This is a genomic window from Nocardia halotolerans, assembly GCF_042650145.1.
In the GTDB taxonomy this organism is placed as follows: domain Bacteria; phylum Actinomycetota; class Actinomycetes; order Mycobacteriales; family Mycobacteriaceae; genus Nocardia; species Nocardia halotolerans.
The window spans coordinates 198,616-222,024 of sequence record NZ_JBHSDL010000030.1 but is presented as its reverse complement, the minus strand read 5'-3'; the positions used below and the strand labels follow the sequence as shown (position 1 = coordinate 222,024).

Below are 23,409 nucleotides of genomic sequence, written 5' to 3'. Positions count from 1 at the left end.
GCCGGTTCGATACCCAGACTTCTATGTGACCTTCATCACATAACGGCATGATCACGAAGTGAGCTTGCAACCGTCGCGCACACCTGACGCGGCAACTACCTGCGCGGACGCCTCCGGGACAACCCCGAGACCACCCCGAGACCCACCCGTACACGCCGGTTACCAAATAGTGACTTTCCCCGCTGAGCGTCGTACCGTTTCTCTCAGCCGGGGCAAGCCCCCGGAACCACCGGCCCGCCGCACCGAACCTCACCCCGCGGGTACCGGACCCCGATTGGAAACGAGGGGTGAGGGCGGACCGGGAGACCTCTCAGTCCGGACCACATGCAGGTGCGAACGAGAGGAAGAAACCCGATATGAGTGGACGCCACCGCAAGCCGACTTCCACCGGGCGCGCAGCTGCCAAGGTCGCCGTCACCGGCGCGATCTTCGGCACCGCAGCCGCAGCCCTCGCCGGAAACGCCAGCGCGGCCCCCGACTCCGACTGGGATCGCCTCGCACAGTGTGAAGCCGGCGGCAACTGGGGCATCAACACCGGCAACGGTTACCAGGGTGGGCTGCAGTTCTCGCCCTCCACCTGGAACGCACACGGCGGCGGTCAGTACGCCGCCTCCGCCCACCAGGCCAGCCGCGAAGAGCAGATCGCGGTCGCCGAAAAAGTTCTCGCCTCCCAGGGCTGGGGCGCCTGGCCCTCTTGCTCGGCCCAGCTGGGCCTGAGCAGCGGTCCCACCGAGCGCACCGTGCCCTCGACCCCGAGCTGGGTCCCCGAGGTCCCGCAGGTGCAGGCCGACCCGAGCCAGGAAGTCTTCCAGGCCGTCGACCGTGCGCTGGCCGTCGTGCAGGAGCAGGGCGTCGCCGTGCCGCAGCAGGCGCTCGACTTCCTCAACAGCTCCAAGGGTTCGCAGCTCGACCCCGCCGTGATCGACTTCTTCGAGGCGAACAAGGGCCTGCTGCCCTCCTGATCGCCTCCGCAGACAACAAGAGCCCGCATCCTCTTCGAGGATGCGGGCTCTTGTCTTTCCCGTCCGTGTTACACCCGGTTGATGGTGGTCTGGGGATGCACGTACGGCAGCGTCGCTGCCGGGACGGGAAACTCGGTGTCCTCACCGTAGGGTGAGAGGTTACCGGCGCGCGTAGCCGACAACTCGGTGACGGCGTGCTCGCCTTCGGCCACCTGGGGCCAGCCGTTGTCGACATAGGGTTTCTTCGATTTGTTCACCACGGGCTCATTCTGGCATACCGAGTGGTCCCCGACAGCGGCTGGCGCCGCGGGTTCATGCCCTTGACCGGTCCGGACAGGGGCCGCCGGAACGGTAGGCTGGATCGGATGATCGCGACGGACTCCCTCACCGATTGGCTCGGTGCGCGCACCGATGCCCAACTGGTGAAACTGCTGCGGTTGCGGCCCGATCTGGCGGTGCCGCTGCCCGCCTCGATGTCGGTGCTCGCGGTGCGCGCCCAGCAGCGCGCCTCGGTGCTGCGTACCGCCGACGATCTGGACACCCTGGAATTCGCGATCATCGAGGCGCTGGCGGCCGATGACGACGCGCGCACCATCGGCGCCGAACTCACCCCACTGACCCGCACCACCCTGCACGCGCAGTTGAAGGACCGCGTCACCAAGACCGCGTTCACCGCCGCGCTGACCCGGCTGCTCGACCGCGCCCTGGTCTGGCAGGCCGGTGACGGCCTGCACCTGGCACCCAGCGCCGTCGAAGCCCTGCCCTGGCCGCTGGGTGCCACCACGACGCTGCCCGACGCGCTCACCGAACCGGAGGTGCGCACCGCACTGGCCCGGCTCGGTCCGGCCGAACAGGGCCTGCTCGACAAACTGGCCGCCACGGGTCCTCGTGGCCGCACCAGGGACGCCGCACCCGGCGCGGCCGCCGACCGTCCGGTGCCGAAGCTGCTGGCGGCGCGGCTGCTGCAGCGCATCGATGACGAGACCGTCGAACTGCCGGTGACCGTGGGGCAGGTGCTGCGCGGCGAACCCGTCACCGACCCGCACGCGCTCGCCCCGCCGAAGCCCGCGCTGACCAAGCAGGCACCGACCGAGGTGAACGCGGTCGGTGCGGGCGAGGTCGGTGAGCTGCTGCGCGATTGCGCCGACCTGCTCGACGCGCTCGGCAAACTTCCCGCACCCGCCTTGCGCGCGGGCGGACTGGGGGTGCGCGAGCTACGCAGGCTCGCCAAGCAGACCGGAATCGAAGAACAGCGCACCGGGTTGCTGCTCGAACTGCTGGCCGCGGCGAAACTGGTCGAGAAGGGTTTGCCCGAACCCGCCCCGGACCTCGAGTCCACCGACGACTTCTGGGCGCCCACCCCCGCCGCCGACGCCTGGCTCGACACCCCACCGGCCGCGCGCTGGGTCCTGCTCGCCCAGACCTGGCTCGAGCTGGACCGGATGCCGTGGATGATCGGCCTGCGCGACGCGGCCGACAAACCGATCGCGGCGCTGTCGGCCGAACTGCGCGTCCCACACGCGGTGCGCGACCGGCAGGCCATCCTCGGGTTGCTCGCCGAATATCCCAGCGGGACCGCCCTGAGCGCCGGCGACATCGGGAAGCTGCTGGCCTGGCGGATGCCGCGCCGGCGCCGGCATTTCCGTCTCGACGCCGTCACCGCCACACTCGCCGAAGCCGCGACGCTCGGGCTGCTCGGGCGCGGGGCCCTGGACTCCGCGGCGCGCGCACTGCTGCACGCCACCCCGAGCAGCGTCGCCGACGCCGAATCCGAAATGGCCACGGCGCTGCCGAAACCCGTCGACCACGTGCTGGTGCAGGCCGACCTCACGGTGATCGCGCCCGGCCCCCTGGTGCCCGAACTGGGCAGCCGGATCGCCCTGGTGGCCGATGTGGAGTCCGCCGGTGCGGCCACGGTCTACCGGGTGAGCGACGCGTCGGTGCGCCGCGCGCTCGACGCCGGGCTCACCGCCGCCGAACTGCACGCGCTGTTCACCAACCACTCCCGTACGCCCGTGCCGCAGTCGTTGACCTATCTCATCGACGATGTCGCACGGCGGCACGGTCAACTGCGAGCCGGTATGGCCCAGTCGTTCCTGCGCAGCGACGATCCCGCGCTGCTCGCCCAGGTGCTGGCCGCCCCCGTCGCCGAAACCCTGGCCCTGCGCGCCATCGCGCCCACGGTGGCGATCGCCCTCGCCCCGCTCGGCGAAATGCTCGAACGACTCCGCGCCGCCGGTTTCGCGCCCGCGGGCGAGGACTCCGGTGGCGCCATCGTGGACCTACGTCCCCGTGGCGCGCGCATCGCCGTGCGCCCACTGGCGCGCAAGCCGTACCGCCCGAGTCCGCCCAGCGACGAGCAACTGGCCCAGCTGGTCACCGAACTGCGCGCGGGCGAACGGGCGGCGGGCGCACGGACCGGGCAGTCCGTGCGCTCCGACGGCACCCGCACCGGCACGGCGGCGACACTGGCGCTGCTGCAGCTGGCCGCCCGGGTGGGCAGGCCGGTGAACATCGGCTATGTGGATGCCCAAGGCGTGGCGAGCCAGCGCGTGGTGGAACCGCTGCGGGTGGGCAACGGCCAGCTCGACGCCGTCGACTCGGTCACCGGCGCCACCCGGCACTTCACCCTGCATCGCATCGCGTCGGTCGCCCTGCTCGACTGAGGCGACGGGCTGCGGCCGGAGCACAGCCGACCGGCATGTCGCATCGAGTCGACTGCCGTGCCGGAAAGCCGGGACCGACCTAGGGCTTGGCCAGGCAGAACGTGGTCTTCGGGTCGGGCACGGTGCGGAACGTGGAGGCGTCGGCGTCGCACAGCAGTTCGTCGGTTTCGCCGTCGATCCGCTTCACGACCTTGAACGTGGCCTCGGTGGCGCCGCAATCCACCGCTTCGGCCGGCCGCGTGCCCGCGTCGGCGTAGCAGTTGCCCTCGGCGAAATTGGGAACCAGGCACAGCCCGGTCTCGGTGCCGTCGACCGTGCCGGCGAAGGCCGCGTTCGCCGGTTCGCATTCCAGCGGCGCCGTCCCGACCTGCGCGATCCGGTAACCGGCCTGGGCAGATGAGCAGTCGCCGACCGCGGCCTGCATCGCGTCGGCCGAATTGTCGGTGACCTCGACGCACGAGCCCACCGCGACGGCGTCGGACGATTCACTCGCACCGGAGCAGGCTGCGACCGCCCCGACCAGCGCGACTGTCGCCATTGGCGCGAACACGAGCCGTACCAGCAGCCGCTTTCCTGGGAAAAACACTGAAAACCTCACTCACCGAACGCTTCAGCCGAACATGACCGCCGGTGACGATACCCAGCGGCGGCCGACCGCGCTCGGCCACCTCGGCGGCTGGCTACCATCGGCGAGATGAGCATCGACGAGGTGGCGGGCGAGCTGTACGGGCTCGACCCCGGCGAATTCGTGTCGACGCGCACCGAACGGGCCGCCCAGGCCCGCGCCGACGGTGACCGTGCCCTGGCCAAGGCCATCACCGCCCTGCGTAAACCGACGATCGCGGCGTGGACGGTGAACCTGCTGGCCCGCCACGCGCCGAAGGAGATGGCCGCGCTGCTCGACCTCGGCGATGCCTTGCGATCGGCGCAGCGTCAGCTCTCCGGCGACAAGCTGCGGGCGCTGGGAACGCAACGTCAGCAGGTGGTGAACGCGATGACCAAGCGGGCGGGCGAACTGGCCGCCGAACACGACCGCCCGGCGAGTGAACAGGTGCTGCGCGAAGTGGGCCAGACTCTCACCGCCGCCCTCGCCGATCCGGACGTCGCCGATCAGGTGCGCGCTGGGATCCTGCCCGCCACCGTCACCTACGACGGTTTCGGTCCGGCCGGTCTCGTCGCGATCACCGGCGGAAAGACCAGCGCGCCGACCGAAAGGGCGAGTACCCGTCGGCCGAAACCCTCCGCCGAGGACACCGAGGCCGCGCGTCGCGCCGAAGCACAGCAGGAACTCGACGACGCCGAATCCGGTCTACAGGCCGCTCGCACCGACCGCGAGGAAGCCGAAACCGCCGCGGCGCAGGCCAAGTCCGACCTCGAGCAGACCGAAGCACGCATCGCCGAACTGCGCGCCGAACTCGAACACGCCGAGCAGCAACGACACTTCGCCCGAACCGCCGAGCATCGAGCGCGTGGTGAGTTGGCCTCCGCGCGCAGCCAATTCGACCGCATGCAGCGTTGGGTGGACCGAGCACGAGCACGCCTGGACGAAAAGTGAGCGCTCGGCCGCAGGACGGGCACGTCGACTGATAACGGCTCCTCGACGGGAGCGTGCGGCGGAGGGCGTGGATCGGGCGGACCGGTCGGCGGTCAACGCAGGTCGGGTGGGAGATGCTGCGGGTCCAGCATGAGTCGCTTCGTTGCCGTGCGCACCACCCGGGGCGCCAGCGCCAAATTGTCGGCGAGTAGCCGCCATTCGGTTTCGGTGATGGTGCCGCGGGCCTGGTCGATCACCTCGCTGTCGCGGGTTCCCCAGGCGATCGGCATGGCGGTGACCAGCTGCCAGCGTTCCCCGACCTGGCGTGGTGCGCGGTCGGTGCGCACCGCGACGGCGGGCACGCGTTCGCCGGGCATCGGGTCGTGGCCGGGCAGGGCGCGCACCTTTCGGGTGATCAGTGCCCAGCTGCGTTCGGCCGCAGCGGGTTCGGCGATGTCGACCAGCGCCAGCAGGACGATGCCCGACGGTTCGGCCGCGCAGATCACGGCCGGCACCAAAGCTCCGTCGTTGTAGAGCTTTTCGATACTGGAACGGTGCGGGGTCCACAGCGCGACCCACAGCGCGATGGCCGCGGCGAGCACACAGACGATCGCGAGGAGATACCCCCACGCCTGCCCGCTCCACAGCAGGGCGGCCGTGGCCGCGACCGCGAGCCCGGCGGCCAGCAGCGCGACCACGCGCATCCTGCGTAACCCGGTGAACGTTTCGTTGACCGCGTGAGCGTGCTCACGGTCGACCACGAATTCGAAGTGGCGCACGCTTTCCTTCCTAGCACAAGTTGCGGAGGAGTTGCCTCCACTTATCGGCCGAGAGGCTCGCTCATTCGCACGGTACCCGCTCGCGACCGGCCGAACAGCGCTACACGCCGCTCAAGCGTCCTCCCCGATCGCCGGGCCGAGCAGATCGTCGGCATCGGTGATGCGGTACGCGTACCCCTGTTCGGCCAGGAAACGCTGCCGATGCGCCGCGTATTCGGCATCGAGCGTGTCGCGAGCCACCACCGAGTAGAAATGCGCCTGTCCCCCATCCTGTTTCGGCCGCAGCAACCGCCCGAGCCGCTGCGCCTCCTCCTGACGGGAACCGAAAGTGCCCGAAACCTGCACCGCCACCGACGCTTCCGGCAGGTCGATGGAAAAGTTGGCCACCTTGCTCACCACCAGCACCGGGATCTCACCGGAACGGAACGCGTCGAACAGGGCCTCACGCTCGCGGTTCTTGGTGGCCCCGGTGATCACCGGGGCGTTCAGGTCGATGCCCAGTTCCTCGAGCTGATCCAGATACGCGCCGATCACCAGGGTCGGGGCGCCCTTGTGCCTGGCCAGAATGGACTCCACCACCGGGATCTTGGTACGCGCGGTGGAGCACAGCTTGTAGCGCTCCTCCGGTTCGGCGGTGGCGTAGGCCATGCGCTCGGCGTCGGTGAGCGTCACCCGCACCTCCACACAATCCGCCGGCGCGATCCAGCCCTGCGCCTCGATGTCCTTCCACGGCGCGTCGTAGCGCTTCGGGCCGATCAGCGAGAACACATCGCCCTCACGCCCGTCCTCACGCACCAGCGTGGCGGTGAGACCCAGCCGGCGGCGCGACTGCAGATCGGCGGTCATCCGGAACACCGGTGCGGGCAGCAGGTGCACCTCGTCGTAGATCACCAGGCCCCAGTCGCGGCTGTCGAACAGCTCGAGATGCTTGTACTCGCCCTTGGATTTGCGGGTGATCACCTGATAGGTGGCGATGGTCACCGGACGCACCTCCTTGCGCTCACCGGAGTACTCGCCGATCTCCTCCTCGGTGAGCGTGGTGCGCGCCAGCAGCTCACGCCGCCACTGCCTGCCCGCCACGGTATTGGTGACCAGGATCAACGTGGTGGCCTTGGCCTTGGCCATCGCCGCCGCACCGACCATCGTCTTGCCCGCACCACACGGCAGCACCACCACGCCCGAACCGCCCGCCCAGAACGAGTCGGCGGCCATCTCCTGGTAGTCGCGCAGGTGCCACTTGCCCTCGGAATAGTCCAGGCCGATGTCGTGCGCCTCACCGTCGACGTAACCGGCCAGGTCCTCGGCGGGCCAGCCGATCTTCAACAGCATCTGCTTGATGTGTCCGCGCTCGGACGGGTGCACGATCACCGTGTCGTCATCGAGGCGGGCGCCGAGCATGGGCGCGATCTTCTTGTGCCGCAGCACCTCTTCGAGCACCGCGCGGTCCAGGCTCACCAGGCACAGCCCGTGCGCGGGATCCTTGACCAGCTGCAACCTGCCGTAGCGGCCCATGGTGTCGACGATGTCGACCAGCAGCGGCTGCGGCACGGCGTAGCGGGAGAAGTTCACCAGCGCGTCGACGACCTGCTCGGCGTCGTGGCCTGCCGCGCGCGCGTTCCACAGCGCCAGCGGAGTGATCCGGTAGGTGTGCACATGCTCGGGCGCGCGCTCGAGCTCCGCGAACGGCGCGATGGCCTGGCGGGCGTTGCCTGCCAACTCGTGGTCGATCTCGAGTAGCAGGGTCTTGTCGCTCTGCACGATCAACGGACCGTCGGTCACTGTGCTCCGTATCTTTGCGGCCGAAGCCACGGGTTCAGGGGCCGGTAACCCCTCGATTCAGCGCTCGAGCCGCACGCCTGCTGCGCGTGCGCGTCGAGCGGTCGGCCCCGTACGGGGCTCGTGGGACTCGCCCTGTGCGGGGTTGCGGTCGGCCGGGATGGTTATGACTTGCGGACTGCCACTGAACATTGTTTTTGTGACCCGCTCAATTGTACGGACCCGGGGCGACAGGGTCCGATGACGCAGTCCGGCAGCCAGGCGTCCGGGCCCGGCGCACGGCCTGGTCGCCGAGGGCAGTCCAGCAGAGGGCAACTGGACCGCGACATCGACCGTTGACCAGGTCAGACTCGTTGCATGCTGCAGACGACGGCGGTTCTCGGGGTGGCGGCGGCCGCGCTCGGCATGGTGCTCACACCCGGACCGAACATGATGTACCTGGTTTCGCGGACGGTCGCGCAGGGCCGGCGAGCAGGCATGATCTCGCTCACGGGCGTCGCCGCGGGATTCGCGGTGTACCTGCTGGCCGCGACGGCCGGGATCACCGCACTGTTCGCCGTGGTCCCCGGCCTCTACCTGGCGATCAAGTTGCTCGGCGCGGCATATCTGCTCTGGTTGGCATGGCAGGCGATCCGCCCCGGCGGCGTCTCGGTGTTCACGCCCGCCGAACTCCCGACCGACCCCGCTCGCCGCCTGTTCACCATGGGCTTGGTCACCAACCTGCTCAATCCGAAGATCGCCATCATGTACATGGCGCTGATCCCACAGTTCGTCGACCCGGCCCTGGGCTCGCTGTGGTTGCAGAGCTTGTCGCTGGGCGCGGTACAGATCACCGTCGCCCTCACCGGCAACGCGCTGATCATCCTCGGCGCCGCCGGACTGGCCGGCTTCCTCGCCACCCGTCCCCGCTGGCTACGCACCCAGCGCTACCTGATGGGCACCGCCCTGGGCACCATCGCGGTGCTCCTGGCCACCGACCGCGCGCGACCGGTCGCCGTGTGAGCGGTCGACGCTCAGCCCCGGAGCTGGGTGTTCGTAGCGGGCGTGTCACGCTCTTGCTGCGTCGGTGAGAAGGAGTGCGTGGTGGGCGTTGAGGTGCTGGTCGCGGCGACGATGGCGGCCGAGTGGGATTCGGCCGTGAACATGGTGCATCGCGGTGGTGAGATGCTCGGCGTGATCTCGTTCGCCGCGTCAGGCGCACTGGTCGCGGCGCGCAAACGGCTCGACCTGTTCGGTATGGCGGTGCTCGGATGCGCGACGGCGCTGGGTGGTGGCATCGTGCGTGACCTGCTGATCGGGCGCACCCCACCGGCCGCGTTCACCAATCTCACCTACTTGACCGCTTCGCTGATCACCGCCCTGATCCTGTTCTTCATCGCGCCCTCACCCCGGCTCACCAAGGGCCCGCTCGAGGTCGCCGACGCCATCGGACTCGGCCTGTTCTGTGTGACCGGCACGGTGATCGCCGACGCGGCCGGTCTGGGCGCCCCCACTGCCGCCCTGCTCGGCATGACCACCGCGATCGGCGGCGGTGTGCTGCGCGACGTGCTCAGCGGCGAGGTCCCCCTCGTCCTGCGTCCCGACCAGGACCTCTACGCCATCCCGGCCCTGTTCGGCGCGACCACGACCGCCGTCCTGCTCCATCTCGACCTCTACCAGGCGTGGACGGGGCTGCTCGCCGCCGCCGGCGCCGTCGGTTTCCGCCTGCTGTCGCGCCGCTACCGCTGGCACGCTCCCCTGGCCCGCCACGCCCGGGAATGACCGCACCCGTGTCGATGCGCACACGAGTGCCCGTGATCGAGCGCATCGGAAACGGGGTCGAGACCTGGGTGCTCGCATCGTTGTTCGCGCTCGGCGCGATGGGCGGGCTCTGGTACGTCCGGCAGGTGCCGAGCCGTGCGGCGGTCAGCGCATCGAAGGCAGCGACGATCAGTGCGTCTCGGCGCCGGCGCGCAGTCTCCGCACGCCCTCGTCGATGGTCTCGTCGCGTTTGCTGAAGGTGAAGCGGACCAGGTGTTTCCAGTCGTCGGCGTGGTCGGCGAAAGCGCTGACGGGTACTGCGGCGACGCCGAGGCGGGCGGGTAGGTCGAGGCAGAATTGCAGCCCGTCCGCGGCGCCGAAGCCGCGTACGTCCGCGCACACGAAGTAGCCGCCGTGGCTGGCCGAGACGGCGCAGCCGGTGTCGCGCAGGGCGGCTGACAGTCGTAGTCGTTTGTCGGCGAGGCTGTCGCGCATCGCGTGCACCCAGTCGAGTTCGTCGCTGATCGCGTGGGCGACGGCGGGTTGGAAGGGTCCGCCACCGACGAAGGTCAGGTACTGCTTGGCGGTGAGGACGCCGTCGAGCAGTGGGGCGGGCGCGCAGGCCCAGCCGATCTTCCAGCCGGTGACATTGAAAGTCTTCGCGGCGCTGGACACCACTATGGTGCGTTCGCGCATGCCGGGCAGTGTGGAGATGCTGATGTGCGTCACGCCGTCGTAGACCAGGTGCTCGTACACCTCGTCGGTCAGCACCAGCAGATCGTGTTCGCGGGCCAGTTCGGCGATCGCGGTGAGCTCGGTCCGATCGAGTACGGCGCCGGTGGGATTGTGTGGTGAATTGAGCACCAGCATGCGGGTTTTCGGGGTGATGGCGGCGCGCAGGCTGTCCAGGTCCAGCACGAAGTGGTCGCCGTCGGGGACCAACCGGGCGGTGCGCCGCCGCGCCCCCGCGAGCGCGACCGCGGCGGCGTAGGAGTCGTAGTACGGCTCGATGAGCACCACTTCTTCGCCGGGCTCCACCAGTCCGAGCACGGCGGCACTGATCGCCTCGGTGGCGCCGACGGTGACCAGTACCTCGGTGGCCGGGTCGTAGGTGGTGCCGTAGCGGCGGGCGCGGTCGGTGGCGATCGCCTGGCGCAGCACCGGCATTCCGCGCCCCGGTGGGTACTGGTTGAGTCCGTCGGCGATGGCGGCGCGTGCCACCTCGAGCATGCCCGCCGGTCCGTCGGTGTCGGGGAATCCCTGGCCCAGATTCACCGCGTCGTGGCGCACGGCGAGCTCGGTCATCGCGGCGAAGATGGTCGAGGCGAACGGGCGCAATCGGGCGACGGTGGGTGGGTCGGACGGCATCTGCGCAGCGTATCGCACTGATCCGCCACGTTGCCGAACGATAGCGAACACCTATGTTTCACAAACGTTTTTCCGGTTTGACCTGCGCCATTGTGCGTTGGCCCAACCTCAGCTAGCCTCGCCGTGTTCTACCTCACACACCACATCGTGGTGGTATATCGAAAGGGGCACGCAATGGCCTCACCTCTGCTCGAGTTCATACTGCAACCGGCCGCGTCGGAGGTCGCCGGTTCAGCACTGCAGTTCATCCAGGACCAGCTGTCGGCACTGCCGATCGTCGATTACTTCACCGGTTCGGCCACCCCGGACAACAACATGGGTTCTTCCACCGGTGACCACAACCTCGGTTCCTCGACCGGCGACCACAATTGGGGGTCCACCTACCCCTAGACCCGTGACATCGGACCGGATCGCGCGGGTCCGGTCCGATTACGGGTCAGCGCGCACGCGCTCCCGAAAGCTTCGTGGCATTGGCGAAATCGTAAGCCGCCCAGACTTTTCCATCGAGCACCGCGAATCCGAGCACCCGCACCGGATGGCCGAACGGCGAATTCGGGTCGGTGAGTACCAATCCCGACTGCCCGTTCACCGCGGCGAAGCTCATCTCCAGCAACTGCTCTTCGACGTGCCGACGCCACAGCCCGATCGCCAGACGCGCGAACTTCTCCGCACCGGCGACAACATTGAGTGCCGTCTTGGTCGTTCCACCCGCATCGGCGACGAAGGTCGCGTCCGGGTGCAGGGTGGCCGCCACCGCCGCGACATCCCCGGTGGCCAGGGCCGCCAGGAAACGCCGCACCGCCGCGTCGTGAACGTCATCGGCGACCGGCACGGGAGTGCGGGCCACCGCTTTCCGCGCCCGCACCGCCAGTTGCCGGGCGGCCTCGGCCGAGACGCCCAGAATTTCGGCGATCTCGTCGAACGGCACCGCCAGCGAGTCGTGCAGCACCAGCGCCACCCGTTGCTGCGGGGTCAGCGCCTCGAGCACCACCATCGCCGCCAGACGGCTGTCCTGGTTGCGCACCACCACCTCCAGCGGGTCCGCGGTACGCGAGGGTGCTGCGGCGGTGACGATCGGCTCCGGAAGCCATTGCCCCACATAGGTTTCCCGCCGCACCGCAGCGCTGCGCAGGTGATCCAGGCAGATCCGGCCGACCACCGTGGTGAGCCACGCGCGCAGGTCGTCGATCTCGGACTGGTGCACTCCCGCCATCCGCAGCCAGCTCTCCTGCACCGCGTCCTCGGCGTCGCCGACGCTTCCGGTGAGCCGGTAGGCGACCGAAAGCAGGTGTGTTCGATGCGATTCGAACAGATCGGCGAGAAACGGGGAAACCATCGCCGCTGATCCTACGTAGTGCGCTTATACGCTCGCTCGCACGGGTAGGCAATGGCCCCGCGCCGTGCCCTGGGAAAATGCCGGGAGAAACCTGGCTCGGCCTGTCAGGATGGCCCGATGTACGAGCACACGCTCACCGACGGCACGGCCTGGCTCACCCGCCCGACCGGCACCGACATCGATCGGATCGTCGAGTGCTGCCAAGACCCCGAGCTGGCCCGCTGGACGACCATCCCATCCCCCTACCACCGCGGCGATGCCGAGGACTTCCTCGACCGGGCCGTGGCGCCCGGCTGGGCGAGCAATGTGCCGACCTGGGCGGTCCGCACCGCCGCGCACGGGCAGGTCGAAGGCATGGTCGGGCTGCACGCGCGCGGACACCGCACCTGTGAGATCGGCTTCTGGCTGGCCCCCGCCCACCGCGGACGCGGCCTGATGTCGCGCGCGGTCACCCTGGTCTGCGACTTCGCCTTCGCCTCCGACGGCCTCGACCTGGCCCGCATCACCTGGCGCGCCGTAGTGGGCAACCACCCCTCAGCCGCCGTAGCCCGCCGCAACGGCTTCCACTACGAAGGCTCAACCCGCTCCAGCGGCATCCAACGCGGCAGCCGAGTCGACGAATGGCACGCCGCCCGCCTCGCCACCGACCCGCCCACCCCAGCCCCCAACTGGCCCGACCTCGGGTAACACCCGCAGCAGATCAAGATCATCAGGCTCTGGTGGTGCCTGGTGGTCGCCCGTCCAGCGGCTAGGCCGGGCGGGCGCGGCGGGCGGTGCCGCGGTGGGCGGGGACGGCGGTGGGGTCTTCGGGCCAGGCGTGTTTGGGGTAGCGGCCGCGTAGGTCGGCGCGGACTTGGGGCCAGCCGGTTTTCCAGAACGACGGTAGGTCGGCGGTGACGGCGACGGGGCGTTGGGCTGGGGAGAGCAGGTGCAGCAGGATCGGGGCGCGGCCGTCGGCGAGGGTGGGCGGGTCGGTCCAGCCGAAGATTTCCTGCACCTTGACCGCCAGGACCGGCTGGTCGGCGGTGTAGTCGAGGCGGATGCGGCTGCCGGAGGGAACCTCGAGGCGTTCGGGGGCGAGTTCGTCGAGGCGGGCAGCTTCGGGCCAGGGCAGCAGGCGGCGCAGGGCGGTACCAGCGTCGATGCGGGCGAGGTCGGCGCGGCGGCGGGCGGTGGCCAGTTCGGGGCCCAGCCAGCTGTCGAGGTCGGATACCAGGCCGGCGTCGTCGACGGCCGGCCAGGGCGCGCCGAGGGTGCGGTGCAGGAAGTCGAGGCGTTGGCGCAGATTTCGGGCGTCGTCGGACCAGCGGAGCAGGTCGAGACCTTCGGTCCGCAGACCTTGCCGCACCGCTCGGCGCACCAGGTCCGGGTCCGGTGTGCGCAGCGGCTTCTCCGCGACGACGATCGCACCCAGGCGTTCGACTCGGCGGGCCACCACATCACCGCCGTCCCACCGCACTTCGTCACCGCCGGTGAGCAAGCCGGGCGCCGCCTCGCGCGCCAGATCCTCATCGGCGATGGCGGCCAACCGGATTCGGCCCTCCGCACGGCCCGGGTCACGGTCGGCCACCGCCACCGCCAGCCACTCCGCGGCCGCGAGCCCGGAACCGGGTGGCAATGTCACCGCGGTACCGCCGGCCATGAGGTACGACGCCGATCCGCTCCCCCGGCGCCGCGCCAACCGCTCCGGCTGGGCCAACGCGATCATCAGCGCCGCTGCATCGCCTGACCTGGCGCCCGGTGAAGAGTCCGTGTCCGGCCCGGCGACAGGGCTCGTACCGGTCGCCGGAGCAGGATCGGTGGCCGAGCCGCCACCGAGGTGACCCGCGGCGCGATGTTCGACGACCAGGCGGGTCAGGCGTTGCACTTCGCGGGTCCAGCGGGGTGGGCGTTCGGTGCGCAGCGCACGGAGGGCGGCGGTGGCGTCGACGCCGGCGGCCAGGGTGTCGTCGTCCATCAGGACCACCATCTCGGCGGCTGCTTTCGCACCCACCCGGGCCGCGCCGTCGAGGAGAGCGCGAGCGAGGCGGGGGTGCAGGCCGAGGGCGGCCATGGCGCGGCCGCGTGGGGTGACGCGGTCGGTGTCGTCGAGGGCGCCGAGGGTGTGCAGGACGGTGCGGGCGACGGTGAGTGCACCTTCGGGCGGTGCGTCCCACCAGGACAGGGCCGAACCATCCGGTGTGCCCCAGCACGCCAATTCCAGGGCGAGACGGGTCAATTCAGCGGTGCGGATCTCGGGTTCGGGGTAGGCCGGCAGGGTCTGGTGCTCGTATTCGGGCCAGCAGCGCCAGGCGTGTCCGGGGGCTTCCCGGCCCGCGCGGCCCGCGCGCTGTTCGGCGACAGCGGCCGAAACCCGCACTGTCGCAAGGCCCGACAAGCCCCGGCGGTGATCCACGCGCGACACCCGTGACAGCCCGGAGTCGACCACCGCTCGCACGCCGGGCACGGTGAGGCTGGATTCGGCTACCGCCGTGGACAATACGATCCGGCGGCGGGCACCGGGTCGCAGCGCGCTGTCCTGGGCGGCGCTGCCCAACCGCCCGTGCAGCGGCAGCACATCGACATCGTCGAGATCGAGTAGCAGCGCGGCGGTCCGGTTGATCTCGCCGACGCCGGGCAGGAAGACGAGGATGTCACCGTCGGACTCGGTCAGCGCGGTGCGCGTGGCGCGGGCCACCTGCGCTTCGATGCGTTCGCGGGATCGCGGCGGCACGTACCCGATCTGCACCGGAAAAGTGCGACCGCGCACCTCGACGACCGGCGCGGGTTCGGCGTCCTGCCCGCCGAGCAATTCGGCGAGCCGGTCGGCGGCCACTGTCGCCGAGGTGGCCAGGACCCGCAGGTCCGGCCGCAGCCCCGAGCGGGCGTCGAGCAACAGCGCCAACAGCAGGTCCGCGTCGAGGTGCCGCTCGTGGCACTCGTCGAGGATCACGGTCCCCACCCCGCCGAGTTCGGGATCCTGCTGCAATCGCCGCACCAACAGCCCGGAGGTCACCACTTCGATTCGGGTGCGCGCCCCCACCTTCCGGTCCCCGCGCACCGCGTACCCGACGGTCTCCCCCACTCGTTCCCCGAGCAGTCCAGCCATCCGCGCGGCCGCCGCCCGCGCCGCCAACCGCCGCGGCTCCGCCACCACGACCCGCCCCGCCGAACCGGCCGCCAGCGCCAACGGCACCAGCGTCGTCTTCCCGGTCCCCGGCGGCGCGACGAGCACAGCGACACCACGCCCAGCCAAGGTGCCGCTGATCTCATCCAGCGCAGGCCGCACCGGCAACTCGGGCAGCTCAGGCATCTTCACCCCCACCAGTCTGCCGCCCTACCCCACGCCCCACGCCCCCGACTCCGCACTGGACGGTTGATCACCAGGCTCTGGTGGATTTCCGCTCTCGGCCGATACTTACCTGAGCGCCTGGTGGTCGCTGGTCCAGCAAGGGGGGCACCCCATGGACGACTGGCTGGGATGGCGGCTCGGGGCGGAGGCGGTGCGGACAGCAGTGCGGGCCCCGGAGAATCCGGGGCCCGCACTGTGGGAGAGATGGCTAGCCGCGGCGGGTGGCGACGGCTTCGGCCAAGCGGTCGAGCTGGGTGGCGGTGGTGTTCCAGTCGATGCAGGCGTCGGTTATCGACTGGCCGTAGGCCAGGTCGGCGGACCGGCCGAGGGTGAGGTCCTGGCGGCCCGCGACGAGGAAGGACTCCAGCATCACGCCGACCACGCCCCGCTCGCCGGCGGCGATACGGTCGGCGATATCGGTGACGACGTCGACCTGACGGTTGTGGTCCTTGTTGCTGTTGCCGTGGCTGGCGTCGACGACCAGGCGCTGAGCGAGCGAGGCCTTCTCCAGGCGCAGCTTCGCCTCGGCGCAGGACGCGGCGTCGTAGTTGGTCCCGTTGCTGCCGCCGCGCAGAATGACGTGGCAGTCGGGGTTGCCCGAGGTGCGGATCAGCGCGGAGCGGCCGTCGAGGTCGGTACCGGGGAAAACGTGGCTGGCGGCGGCGGCGCGCACACCGTCGACCGCGACCTGCACGTCACCGTCGGTGCCGTTCTTGATGCCGACCGGCATCGACAGCGCCGAAGACAGCTGGCGGTGCACCTGGCTGGCGGCGGTGCGGGCACCGATCGCGCCGTAGGAGACCAGGTCGGCGATGTACTGCGGGGTGATCGGGTCGAGGAATTCGCACGCCACCGGCAGGCCGAGGGCGGTGATGTCGACGAGCACCTGGCGGCCGATGCCGAGGCCGGTGTTCACGTCGAAGGTGCCGTCGAGGTGCGGATCGTTGATCAGACCCTTCCAGCCCAGCGTGGTGCGCGGCTTCTCGAAGTACACGCGCATCACGATGTGGAGCCGGTCGTCGAGCTCGGCGGCCTTGGCGGCCAGCTTGCGGGCGTAGTCCAGCGCGGCGGCGGGGTCGTGCACCGAGCACGGGCCGACGATCACCATGAGGCGGTCGTCGTCGCCGTTGAGGACCTCGACGGTGGCCTTGCGCCCGGCGCGCACGGTGTCGGCGAGTTCGTCGGTGATCTGGTGGACCATGCGAACCTCGGCCGGCGAGCGCAGCGGGCTCACGCTGAGGGTGCGCTGGTCGTCGAGGTCGGAGTGCCGCGCGTCTACGTCAACTGCGGTGGTCATGAGAATGTGGGTCCTTTTCGGTTGAAGGCCGACCCACGGAATTTCGCTACCCCGTCGAGCCGGTCAGATATCCGGCTCGGGGTGGAGGAAGTCAGCGCGCAGGGTCGCAGACCGGCCCACCCAGGGGCCGGCTCGCTAAACCAGAAATATGCGCGCTGCATGCCGTGGACTGTACCACCGGTGAAACGCCGGGGGCCCGCGCACGGTTGCCGGAAGTGCGCACGATCACATCGCCGATGTCCGCGAAACCGCCTTGACCTCTAGTTGACTCGAGGTTCTAGCGTCGGTCGTGACGAAAGGAAATCGACTGTGACAACACTGGTTACGGGCGCGACCGGCAACACCGGGCGCCAAGTGGTCCGGGAACTCGTCGAGCGCGGCGAGAAGGTGAAGGCGCTGACCCGCGACGCCGAGGCGGCGCGTGCACTGCTCGGCCCGGACGTGGAGCTGGTCACCGGCACACACACCGACCCCGCATCGCTGGCCAGGGCATGGCACGGGGTCGACCGTCTGCATGTGACGGTGACCGCGGGTCTCGCCGAGGTCGGCCAGGAGCTCATCGACAAAGCCATAGCCGCGGGCGTGCGCCGGATCACCGTGGTCTGGGGTGGCGGGGTCGGCCCGGTGGAGCAGGCTGTCGCGGCCTCCGGGGTGGAGTGGACGCGACTCGAGCCACAAGAGTTCATGTCGAACACGCTCACCTGGCTCGACTCGATCCGGAGCGAAGGCGCCGTGCGCGAGCCGTACGCGCATCCGAGCGCGGTGGTGCACGAGGCCGACATCGGGGCGGTGGCGGCCGTCGCGCTACTCGAGGACGGGCACGCGGGGCGCGCCTACAACCTCACCGGACCGCAGGCGCTCACCCCGCAGCAGCGGCTGGCGATCCTGGGCGCGGCCGCCGGGCGCGAGATCACCTTCACCACGATCACCCATGAACAGGCGGTCGAACGGCTGGTGGCGACCGGGGTGTCCCGGGCCGACGCCGACTACGTGATCGGCTGGTACGCCGAGTCGAGCCCGGAGTCCTACACAGTCGACCCCACGGTCGAACACGTGCTCGGCCGTCCGGCGCGGACCTTCGCGCAGTGGGCGGCCGAGCACGGGCACCGTTTCGCCTGAACGGTCAGCCCAGCCCTCTGGCTCGGCGGCACAGTCGCCCCGCCGAGCACAGAGGCCGCCGACTCGAACGGTCAGGCCCACTGGCCGGGCACGTAGTCGCCGGCGGGCGTGCGGGCGATGGCGTTGAGCCGGTTCCAGGCGTTGATCATCGCGATCGCGGCGAGCAGGGCGCCGATCTGGTCGTCGTCGTAGTGCTTGCGGATCTGCTCCCAGGTGCTCTCGCTCACGTGGCCGCCGTCGGCGAGGCGGGTCGCTTCCTCGGTGAGGGCGAGGGCGGCCCGCTCCGGTTCGGTGAAGACGGTGGCCTCACGCCAGGCCGCGACCAGGTTGATGCGCACCGTGGACTCACCGGCGTGGGCGGCGTCCTTGGTGTGCATGTCGGTGCAGTAACCGCAGCCGTTGATCTGCGAGGCACGGATCTTGACCAGCTCGTAGGTGGCCTCGGGCAGCGTGGACTCGTCGACGACCTTGCTCGCCATCGTCAGCCGCTTCACGAAGCTGGTGGCGACGGTGTTGCCGAAGAGTTTGAAACGGGCTTCCATGCTGGGCTCCTTCATCGTTCCCGGTGGGTTCACAGAGAAGACGACGAAGCCGCGCGAAGTGTGACACCGCTAGATCAGGCCACAGAGTTTCTCGGAAAGTTCCCACAGCTCACCGGCGACGGCGAGATCCTTCGACGCCGCGGTACTGGAGCCGCGCGCCGGGTGACCGCGCAGGCCGAACAGGCCGTCAGGACCGTAGAACGCGCCCGGCTCGACAGCAGTGGTGGCGGCGAACAGGCTCGGCAGGGCACCCTGTTCGGCGCTCTGGGCCAGCGTGCGGTTACCCAGCCACATGAACCGGTCCTGGATGGATTCGGTGTGCGACATCAGTTCGGTGGCGGCGTACCCGGGATGCGCGGCCACCGAGATCACCGCCGAACCCTCACCGGCGAGGCGGCGTTGCAGTTCGTAGGCGAACATCAGGTTGGCCAGCTTGGACTGGCCGTAGGCGAGCCAGCGGTCGTAGCGGCGCTGTTCCCAGTTGGGGTCGGCCAGGTCGATCCGGCCGATGCGGTGCGCGGCGCTCGACACCGTCACCACCCGATCGGTGATGCGGTCCAGCAGCAGGTTGGTGAGCGCGAAATGGCCGAGATGGTTGGTGCCGAACTGCATTTCGAAGCCGTCGGTGGTGCGGCGCAACGGCAGCGCCATCACCCCGGCGTTGTTGATCAGCACATCGGCGCGGTCGATCGACTCGGCGAATTCGCGCACCGAGTTCAGATCGGCCAGGTCGAGGGGACGCACCTGTGTCGCGCCGGGCAGGTCGGCGGCGACCCGTTCGGCCTTGGCGACGTTTCGGCAGGCCAGGATCACCCGCGCCCCCGCCTGGCTCAGCGCACGCGCGGTGGCAGCGCCCAGACCGCTGTTGGCACCGGTGACGATGATCGTGCGTCCGGTCTGGTCGGGCAGGTCGGCGGTAGTCCACTTGCTCACCCGCGGCAGTCTAGCCACCCGCGCTGCCGGCACGAATCGACAAGCGCGGGTGCGAGCTTCGAGCGGTGTCAGGACTGCGCGAGGATCTCCTCGTCGCTCATCGCGGCCACCTCGAGGTACATCGCGGCCACGGCGTCGAGCCGGCCGGCGGCCCCGGAATCGGCTTCGCGCTCCAGCATCCGCTGCGCCAGCCCGGCGACGCTGCGGGCGGTGAACAGGTCGGCGACCACGGTGTCGGGTGCGTCGAGCCATTCGCGGATCCGGGCGACGGCGGTGGTGGCGAGCACCGAGTCGCCGCCGAGGGCGAAGAAGTCATCGGTGACGCCGAGCCGTCCGGTCGCGAGTACTTCGGCGATCACCGAGGTCAGCGCACGTTCGAGATCGGTGCGAGGCGCGACGAACTCCGCTGCGGCGTCGTCGCTTTCGAGCACGGCGCGGATGGCCTTGCGGTCCGGCTTGGCGTTGGCGGTGAGCGGGAGTTCGGGTAGCAGTTCCAGCCGGGTCGGCACCATGTAGGACGGGACCAGATCGGCGGTCGCGGCGAGCACCGTGGTGGGGTCGAGGGTGGTGTCCGGGGTCGGCACCACCAGGGCCACCAGCTTCGGCGCCGCCTTGCCCACCACCGCGGCGACCGCGTGCCGGACGCCCGCAACCGCGCGCAGGGCGCTCTCGACCTCACCCAGTTCCACCCGGTAGCCGCGGATCTTCACCTGGTGGTCGGCGCGCCCCAGGAATTCCAGGCCACCGTCGGGCAGGTAGCGGGCCAGGTCGCCGGTGCGGTACCAGCGCAGACCCTCGTGGGTGACGAAGCGGTCGGCGGTGCGCTGCGGGTCGTTGCGGTAGCCGGCGGCCACCCCGTCGCCGCCGATCCACAGTTCCCCGCTGACCCAGTCCGGGCAGTCGTTGCCCGCCGGTCCGACGACGCGGCACCGCACATTGCGCAGCGGGGTGCCGTAGGGCACGGCGGTCCACTCCGCGGGTACCCGGGCGTCGACGACTTCGCAGATGGTGGAGTGGATCGCGGTTTCGGTGGCGCCGCCCAGGCCCGCGAAGCGGCAGTCGGGTGCCACCTCGGCCAGGCGGCCGGGGAGGGCGACGTCGACCCAGTCGCCGCCCAGGATCACCGTGCGCAGCGACGGCAGCGGCGCGCCCGAGGCGGCGGTGAGCAGCATGTCGAGCAGGCTCGGGACGCAGTTGAGCAGCGAAACCTCGTGCCGGTGAATCAGTTCCACCCAGCGGGCGGGGTCGCCGCGTTGTGTGTCGTCGACGGCGACCACCGCGCCACCGGCGGCGAGCAGGCCGAACACGTCGAAGACCGACAGGTCGAATTCCAGGGCCGACAGGGCCAGGGCGCGGTCGTTCGCGCCGAGTCCGAAGCGCTCGTTGAGGTCGTCGATGGTGTTCATGGCGGCCCGGTGCGGCACCTCGACACCCTTGGGTTTGCCGGTGGAGCCGGAGGTGAACAGCACGTAGGCGATGTTCTCCGGATCGCCGAACACCGGGCGGGCCAACGGCTCCGGATGCAGACGGGCTTCGGCCAGGTCGATCGCGCGCACGTCGGGGATCTGCGCGCCACCGACGGTGAGTACCGCGACCGCGTCCGCGGTGGCGAGGATTTCGGCGCGGCGCGCGGCAGGCTGATCGAATCCGATCGGCACATACACCGCACCCGCCGCGAGCACACCGAGCACCGCGACCACCTGATCCGGACCCTTCGGCAACTGCACCGCCACCGAATCACCCGGCGCCACACCGGCTCCGCGCAGCGCACCGGCCACGGCCAGCGCGTCCGCGGCCAGCTCGCCGTAGGTCAGGCGGCCGGCAGGCTCCCAGAGCACCGCGGGCGCAGACGGATTCGTCGCCGCGTGCGCGAAAAAGCCGGTGTGCAACAGCCCGCCACTCACCGGCCCTGACGTGGCATTCACGCGAGCCCGAACAGCGGCCTGCTCCACGGGAATCCGCACACCCGCCTCGGCCTGCCACCCTGCGTCCCCGACCACATTGCGGGCCCGGGCAGCCGAGTCGGCACGTTCGGCGAGCGCGTGCACCGAAGACGCGCTCACTGTGTCGGTGCTCACCACCGCGGGCACATCCGCTCCGTCGGCATCAACCGCCGCGGGCACATCCGCTCCGGTGGGATCGAGGGACTCGGAGCTGTGGCCGCCGAGGCGTTCGATGGCTTCGATGTAGCGGGCGAACATCGACTCGACCATGCCTGCGGGGAAGGCTGATTCGCGGATGTCCCAGTTCAGCAGCAGACCGCCACGGACCTCGGTGATCTGCGCGTCGAGCAGGACCTGCGGGCCCTGGGAGATGATCCAGACCGGGTCACCGAAGGTGTCGGTGACGGTGTCGGCGAACAGTTCACCCAGATTGAGGGCACTGGTGTAGACGATGGGGGCCAGCACCGGTTCGCCGCGGTGGCGGCCGAGGTCGCGCAGCACCTCGAGACCGGAGTAGGACGAATGCGCGCCCGCCTGGTGCAGGCGTTGCTGGAGGGCGCGGGCCCGATCGGCGACGGTGGCCGGTTCGGTGACGTCGACCTCGAGCAGGACCGAGGAGGTGAAGTCGCCGACCACGCCGTCGACCTGCGGGTGCACCGGTTCCCGGTGGAACAGCGGCAGATTCAGCAGGAAACGGCGCTGCGCCGACCAGCCACCGATGGTCTCGGCGAACACCGAGGCCAACGCCATCGCCGGGGTGATGCCGCGGGTGTGCGCGGCGTCGAACACCTGGGCCTTGGCCTGCGGGGAGAGCCAGCGGTGCAGTCGGACGGTGCGGCTGTTGTCGGCGATGTGCTGGGCCTGCGGCAGTTCCGGTGCGCCGGGGAGTTCGGGCAGGCGGGCCTGCCACCAGTCGCGATCGCGGGCGCGTTCCTCGTCGAAGGCGCCGGGCCGGTGGTCGGACAGGTACTGGCGGAATGTGTAGTCCTGCGCCGGGAGTTGTTCACCGTGGTAGAGCTCGGCCAGGTCGGTGATCAGGATGCGGTAGCTCATCGCGTCGGCGGCGAGCATGTCGACGTCGAGGTGCAGGCGGGTGCGTCCGTCGGCCAGGCGGGTGAGGGCGATGTCGAGCACCTGCCCGTCCTGCACCGCCATCCGCTGGTGGGTGCGTTCGGTGCGCGACTGCTCGAGCCGCCGCTCGGCCTCCTCGGCCGGCACCGCTCGCAGATCCTCCACCCCGAACACCGCGCGCCCCGGCCGATCCAGGGTCTGCTGGGTGCCGTCGGGCAGGAACCGGGTGCGCAACATGGGGTGCCGATCGAGCAACTGCTCCACCGCCCGCTCGAGCCGCTCGGGGTCAACTCCCGCGCCGTCGAACTCGACATACAGGTGCGCCGCGACCCCGCCCAGCTCCTGCGCGTCCGAACGCCCGATCCAGTACGCATGCTGCATCGGTGCGAGCGCGAACGGTGTGCCGTCGTCCGCGACGAGGCCGGATGCACCGGCCGGGGAGGACTCGCCCGAAGCGGCAGGCGCCGTGACGCCCGAGCCCGCAGCGGTGGCCGCGGCGGCGGTGGGTGTTGTCAGTTCGTCGGGGTCGGCACCGTTGAGGAGGGCGTGCCAGGCGTCGACGGTGGGGTGGGCGGCGAGGAGGGCGAAGTTCACGGCGATGCCGCGTTTGCGCCAGGCGCCCGCGAGCTTCATCGTGCGAATCGAGTCGAGACCTAGTTGAATGAGGTCGGTGGCTTCGGCTACGGCCTCTGGAGTGATGTCGAGGTGACGAGCGATCGCGGCGCGGATCTCGGCGCGGTCGATCCCGGCGCCGCCTGCGGGTGCTGTCTCCATCTGCCGATCACTCCTTGCTCGCCGCCCGTGCCCGGACGGATTCGGTACTGCCGGGCGGCAGCCTACTCCATTGAGATAGGGTTGCCTAACCTATCCCTGCCCATAACGGCTGGGCGCCCCGACACCCCGGTTCTCGACCGCCAGGATCTGGCCTGACCAGAGGGTGCGACGAAGGAGTGCCTACCGGGAGGGAAGATCAAGGGAAGGCCGGGAACCACGCGGCGCCAGCCGCCAAAGA

General features: G+C 70.2%; 19 protein-coding genes. 8 read left to right on the top strand and 11 right to left on the bottom strand.

Annotation, left to right across the window (positions count from 1 at the left end; translation table 11 throughout):
• Positions 1-356 precede the first annotated feature (356 nt).
• Entirely contained in the window at positions 357-962 is a 606-nt protein-coding gene (locus ACFO5K_RS24435; RefSeq protein ID WP_378567558.1) for a transglycosylase family protein, read from the top strand.
• Between the two features lie 68 nt (positions 963-1,030).
• Here the strand turns inward: ACFO5K_RS24435 and ACFO5K_RS24430 are convergent, their stop codons facing one another.
• The gene (locus tag ACFO5K_RS24430) at positions 1,031-1,222 is read right to left on the bottom strand and encodes a hypothetical protein (RefSeq protein WP_378567555.1); all 192 of its coding nucleotides are present in this window, start codon (positions 1,220-1,222) and stop codon (positions 1,031-1,033) included.
• 105 nt (positions 1,223-1,327) lie between these two features.
• Here ACFO5K_RS24430 and ACFO5K_RS24425 point away from each other — a divergent pair, with 105 nt between their 5' ends.
• Positions 1,328-3,628 (top strand): helicase-associated domain-containing protein, encoded by a 2,301-nt coding sequence (locus ACFO5K_RS24425; protein WP_378567552.1) that lies wholly within the window; start codon positions 1,328-1,330, stop codon positions 3,626-3,628.
• 79 nt (positions 3,629-3,707) lie between these two features.
• Here the strand turns inward: ACFO5K_RS24425 and ACFO5K_RS24420 are convergent, their stop codons facing one another.
• Positions 3,708-4,166, bottom strand: a complete 459-nt coding sequence (locus ACFO5K_RS24420; RefSeq protein WP_378567549.1) for an LppU/SCO3897 family protein — start codon at positions 4,164-4,166, stop codon at positions 3,708-3,710.
• A 156-nt stretch (positions 4,167-4,322) separates the two neighbouring features.
• On the opposite strand from ACFO5K_RS24420, the gene ACFO5K_RS24415 reads away from it, so the two are divergent.
• The gene (locus tag ACFO5K_RS24415) at positions 4,323-5,183 is read left to right on the top strand and encodes a hypothetical protein (protein ID WP_378567546.1); all 861 of its coding nucleotides are present in this window, start codon (positions 4,323-4,325) and stop codon (positions 5,181-5,183) included.
• 92 nt (positions 5,184-5,275) lie between these two features.
• Here the strand turns inward: ACFO5K_RS24415 and ACFO5K_RS24410 are convergent, their stop codons facing one another.
• Positions 5,276-5,941 (bottom strand): DUF3239 domain-containing protein, encoded by a 666-nt coding sequence (locus ACFO5K_RS24410; protein ID WP_378567543.1) that lies wholly within the window; start codon positions 5,939-5,941, stop codon positions 5,276-5,278.
• Positions 5,942-6,052: 111 nt separating this feature from the next.
• On the bottom strand, positions 6,053-7,720 hold the full coding sequence (locus ACFO5K_RS24405) for a DNA repair helicase XPB (RefSeq protein ID WP_378567540.1): 1,668 nt from the start codon (positions 7,718-7,720) through the stop codon (positions 6,053-6,055).
• Positions 7,721-8,074: 354 nt separating this feature from the next.
• Between ACFO5K_RS24405 and ACFO5K_RS24400 the strand changes: the two genes are divergently transcribed.
• Positions 8,075-8,719, top strand: coding sequence for a LysE family translocator (locus ACFO5K_RS24400; protein WP_378567537.1), 645 nt, complete (start codon positions 8,075-8,077; stop codon positions 8,717-8,719).
• A gap of 111 nt (positions 8,720-8,830) precedes the next feature.
• Complete coding sequence (locus tag ACFO5K_RS24395) at positions 8,831-9,478, top strand: trimeric intracellular cation channel family protein (RefSeq protein ID WP_378568309.1); 648 nt, start codon at positions 8,831-8,833, stop codon at positions 9,476-9,478.
• Between the two features lie 168 nt (positions 9,479-9,646).
• Here the strand turns inward: ACFO5K_RS24395 and ACFO5K_RS24390 are convergent, their stop codons facing one another.
• Entirely contained in the window at positions 9,647-10,825 is a 1,179-nt protein-coding gene (locus ACFO5K_RS24390; protein WP_378567534.1) for a pyridoxal phosphate-dependent aminotransferase, read from the bottom strand.
• Positions 10,826-10,999: 174 nt separating this feature from the next.
• On the opposite strand from ACFO5K_RS24390, the gene ACFO5K_RS24385 reads away from it, so the two are divergent.
• The gene (locus ACFO5K_RS24385) at positions 11,000-11,215 is read left to right on the top strand and encodes a hypothetical protein (protein ID WP_378567531.1); all 216 of its coding nucleotides are present in this window, start codon (positions 11,000-11,002) and stop codon (positions 11,213-11,215) included.
• A gap of 46 nt (positions 11,216-11,261) precedes the next feature.
• Here ACFO5K_RS24385 and sigJ read toward each other — a convergent pair whose 3' ends face one another.
• Positions 11,262-12,161: an RNA polymerase sigma factor SigJ gene (sigJ, locus tag ACFO5K_RS24380; protein WP_378567528.1), complete on the bottom strand. Its 900-nt coding sequence runs from the start codon at positions 12,159-12,161 to the stop codon at positions 11,262-11,264.
• Positions 12,162-12,278: 117 nt separating this feature from the next.
• On the opposite strand from sigJ, the gene ACFO5K_RS24375 reads away from it, so the two are divergent.
• Entirely contained in the window at positions 12,279-12,848 is a 570-nt protein-coding gene (locus tag ACFO5K_RS24375) for a GNAT family N-acetyltransferase (protein WP_378567525.1), read from the top strand.
• Between the two features lie 61 nt (positions 12,849-12,909).
• Here ACFO5K_RS24375 and hrpB read toward each other — a convergent pair whose 3' ends face one another.
• Together hrpB and ACFO5K_RS24365 are read right to left on the bottom strand one after the other, a co-directional pair.
• Positions 12,910-15,453, bottom strand: a complete 2,544-nt coding sequence (gene hrpB / locus ACFO5K_RS24370) for an ATP-dependent helicase HrpB (protein ID WP_378568307.1) — start codon at positions 15,451-15,453, stop codon at positions 12,910-12,912.
• A gap of 247 nt (positions 15,454-15,700) precedes the next feature.
• Positions 15,701-16,789 carry a 3-deoxy-7-phosphoheptulonate synthase gene (locus tag ACFO5K_RS24365; RefSeq protein ID WP_378567522.1) on the bottom strand — a complete coding sequence of 363 codons (1,089 nt, stop codon included), beginning with the start codon at positions 16,787-16,789 and terminating at the stop codon, positions 15,701-15,703.
• A gap of 309 nt (positions 16,790-17,098) precedes the next feature.
• Between ACFO5K_RS24365 and ACFO5K_RS24360 the strand changes: the two genes are divergently transcribed.
• Positions 17,099-17,908, top strand: a complete 810-nt coding sequence (locus tag ACFO5K_RS24360; protein ID WP_378567519.1) for an NmrA family NAD(P)-binding protein — start codon at positions 17,099-17,101, stop codon at positions 17,906-17,908.
• A 71-nt stretch (positions 17,909-17,979) separates the two neighbouring features.
• Here the strand turns inward: ACFO5K_RS24360 and ACFO5K_RS24355 are convergent, their stop codons facing one another.
• From ACFO5K_RS24355 to ACFO5K_RS24345, 3 genes are all read right to left on the bottom strand, one after another.
• Positions 17,980-18,450, bottom strand: a complete 471-nt coding sequence (locus tag ACFO5K_RS24355; RefSeq protein ID WP_378567516.1) for a carboxymuconolactone decarboxylase family protein — start codon at positions 18,448-18,450, stop codon at positions 17,980-17,982.
• A 69-nt stretch (positions 18,451-18,519) separates the two neighbouring features.
• Positions 18,520-19,383: an oxidoreductase gene (locus ACFO5K_RS24350; protein WP_378567513.1), complete on the bottom strand. Its 864-nt coding sequence runs from the start codon at positions 19,381-19,383 to the stop codon at positions 18,520-18,522.
• A 68-nt stretch (positions 19,384-19,451) separates the two neighbouring features.
• Positions 19,452-23,171 carry a non-ribosomal peptide synthetase gene (locus ACFO5K_RS24345; RefSeq protein ID WP_378567510.1) on the bottom strand — a complete coding sequence of 1,240 codons (3,720 nt, stop codon included), beginning with the start codon at positions 23,169-23,171 and terminating at the stop codon, positions 19,452-19,454.
• Positions 23,172-23,409: the final 238 nt, after the last annotated feature.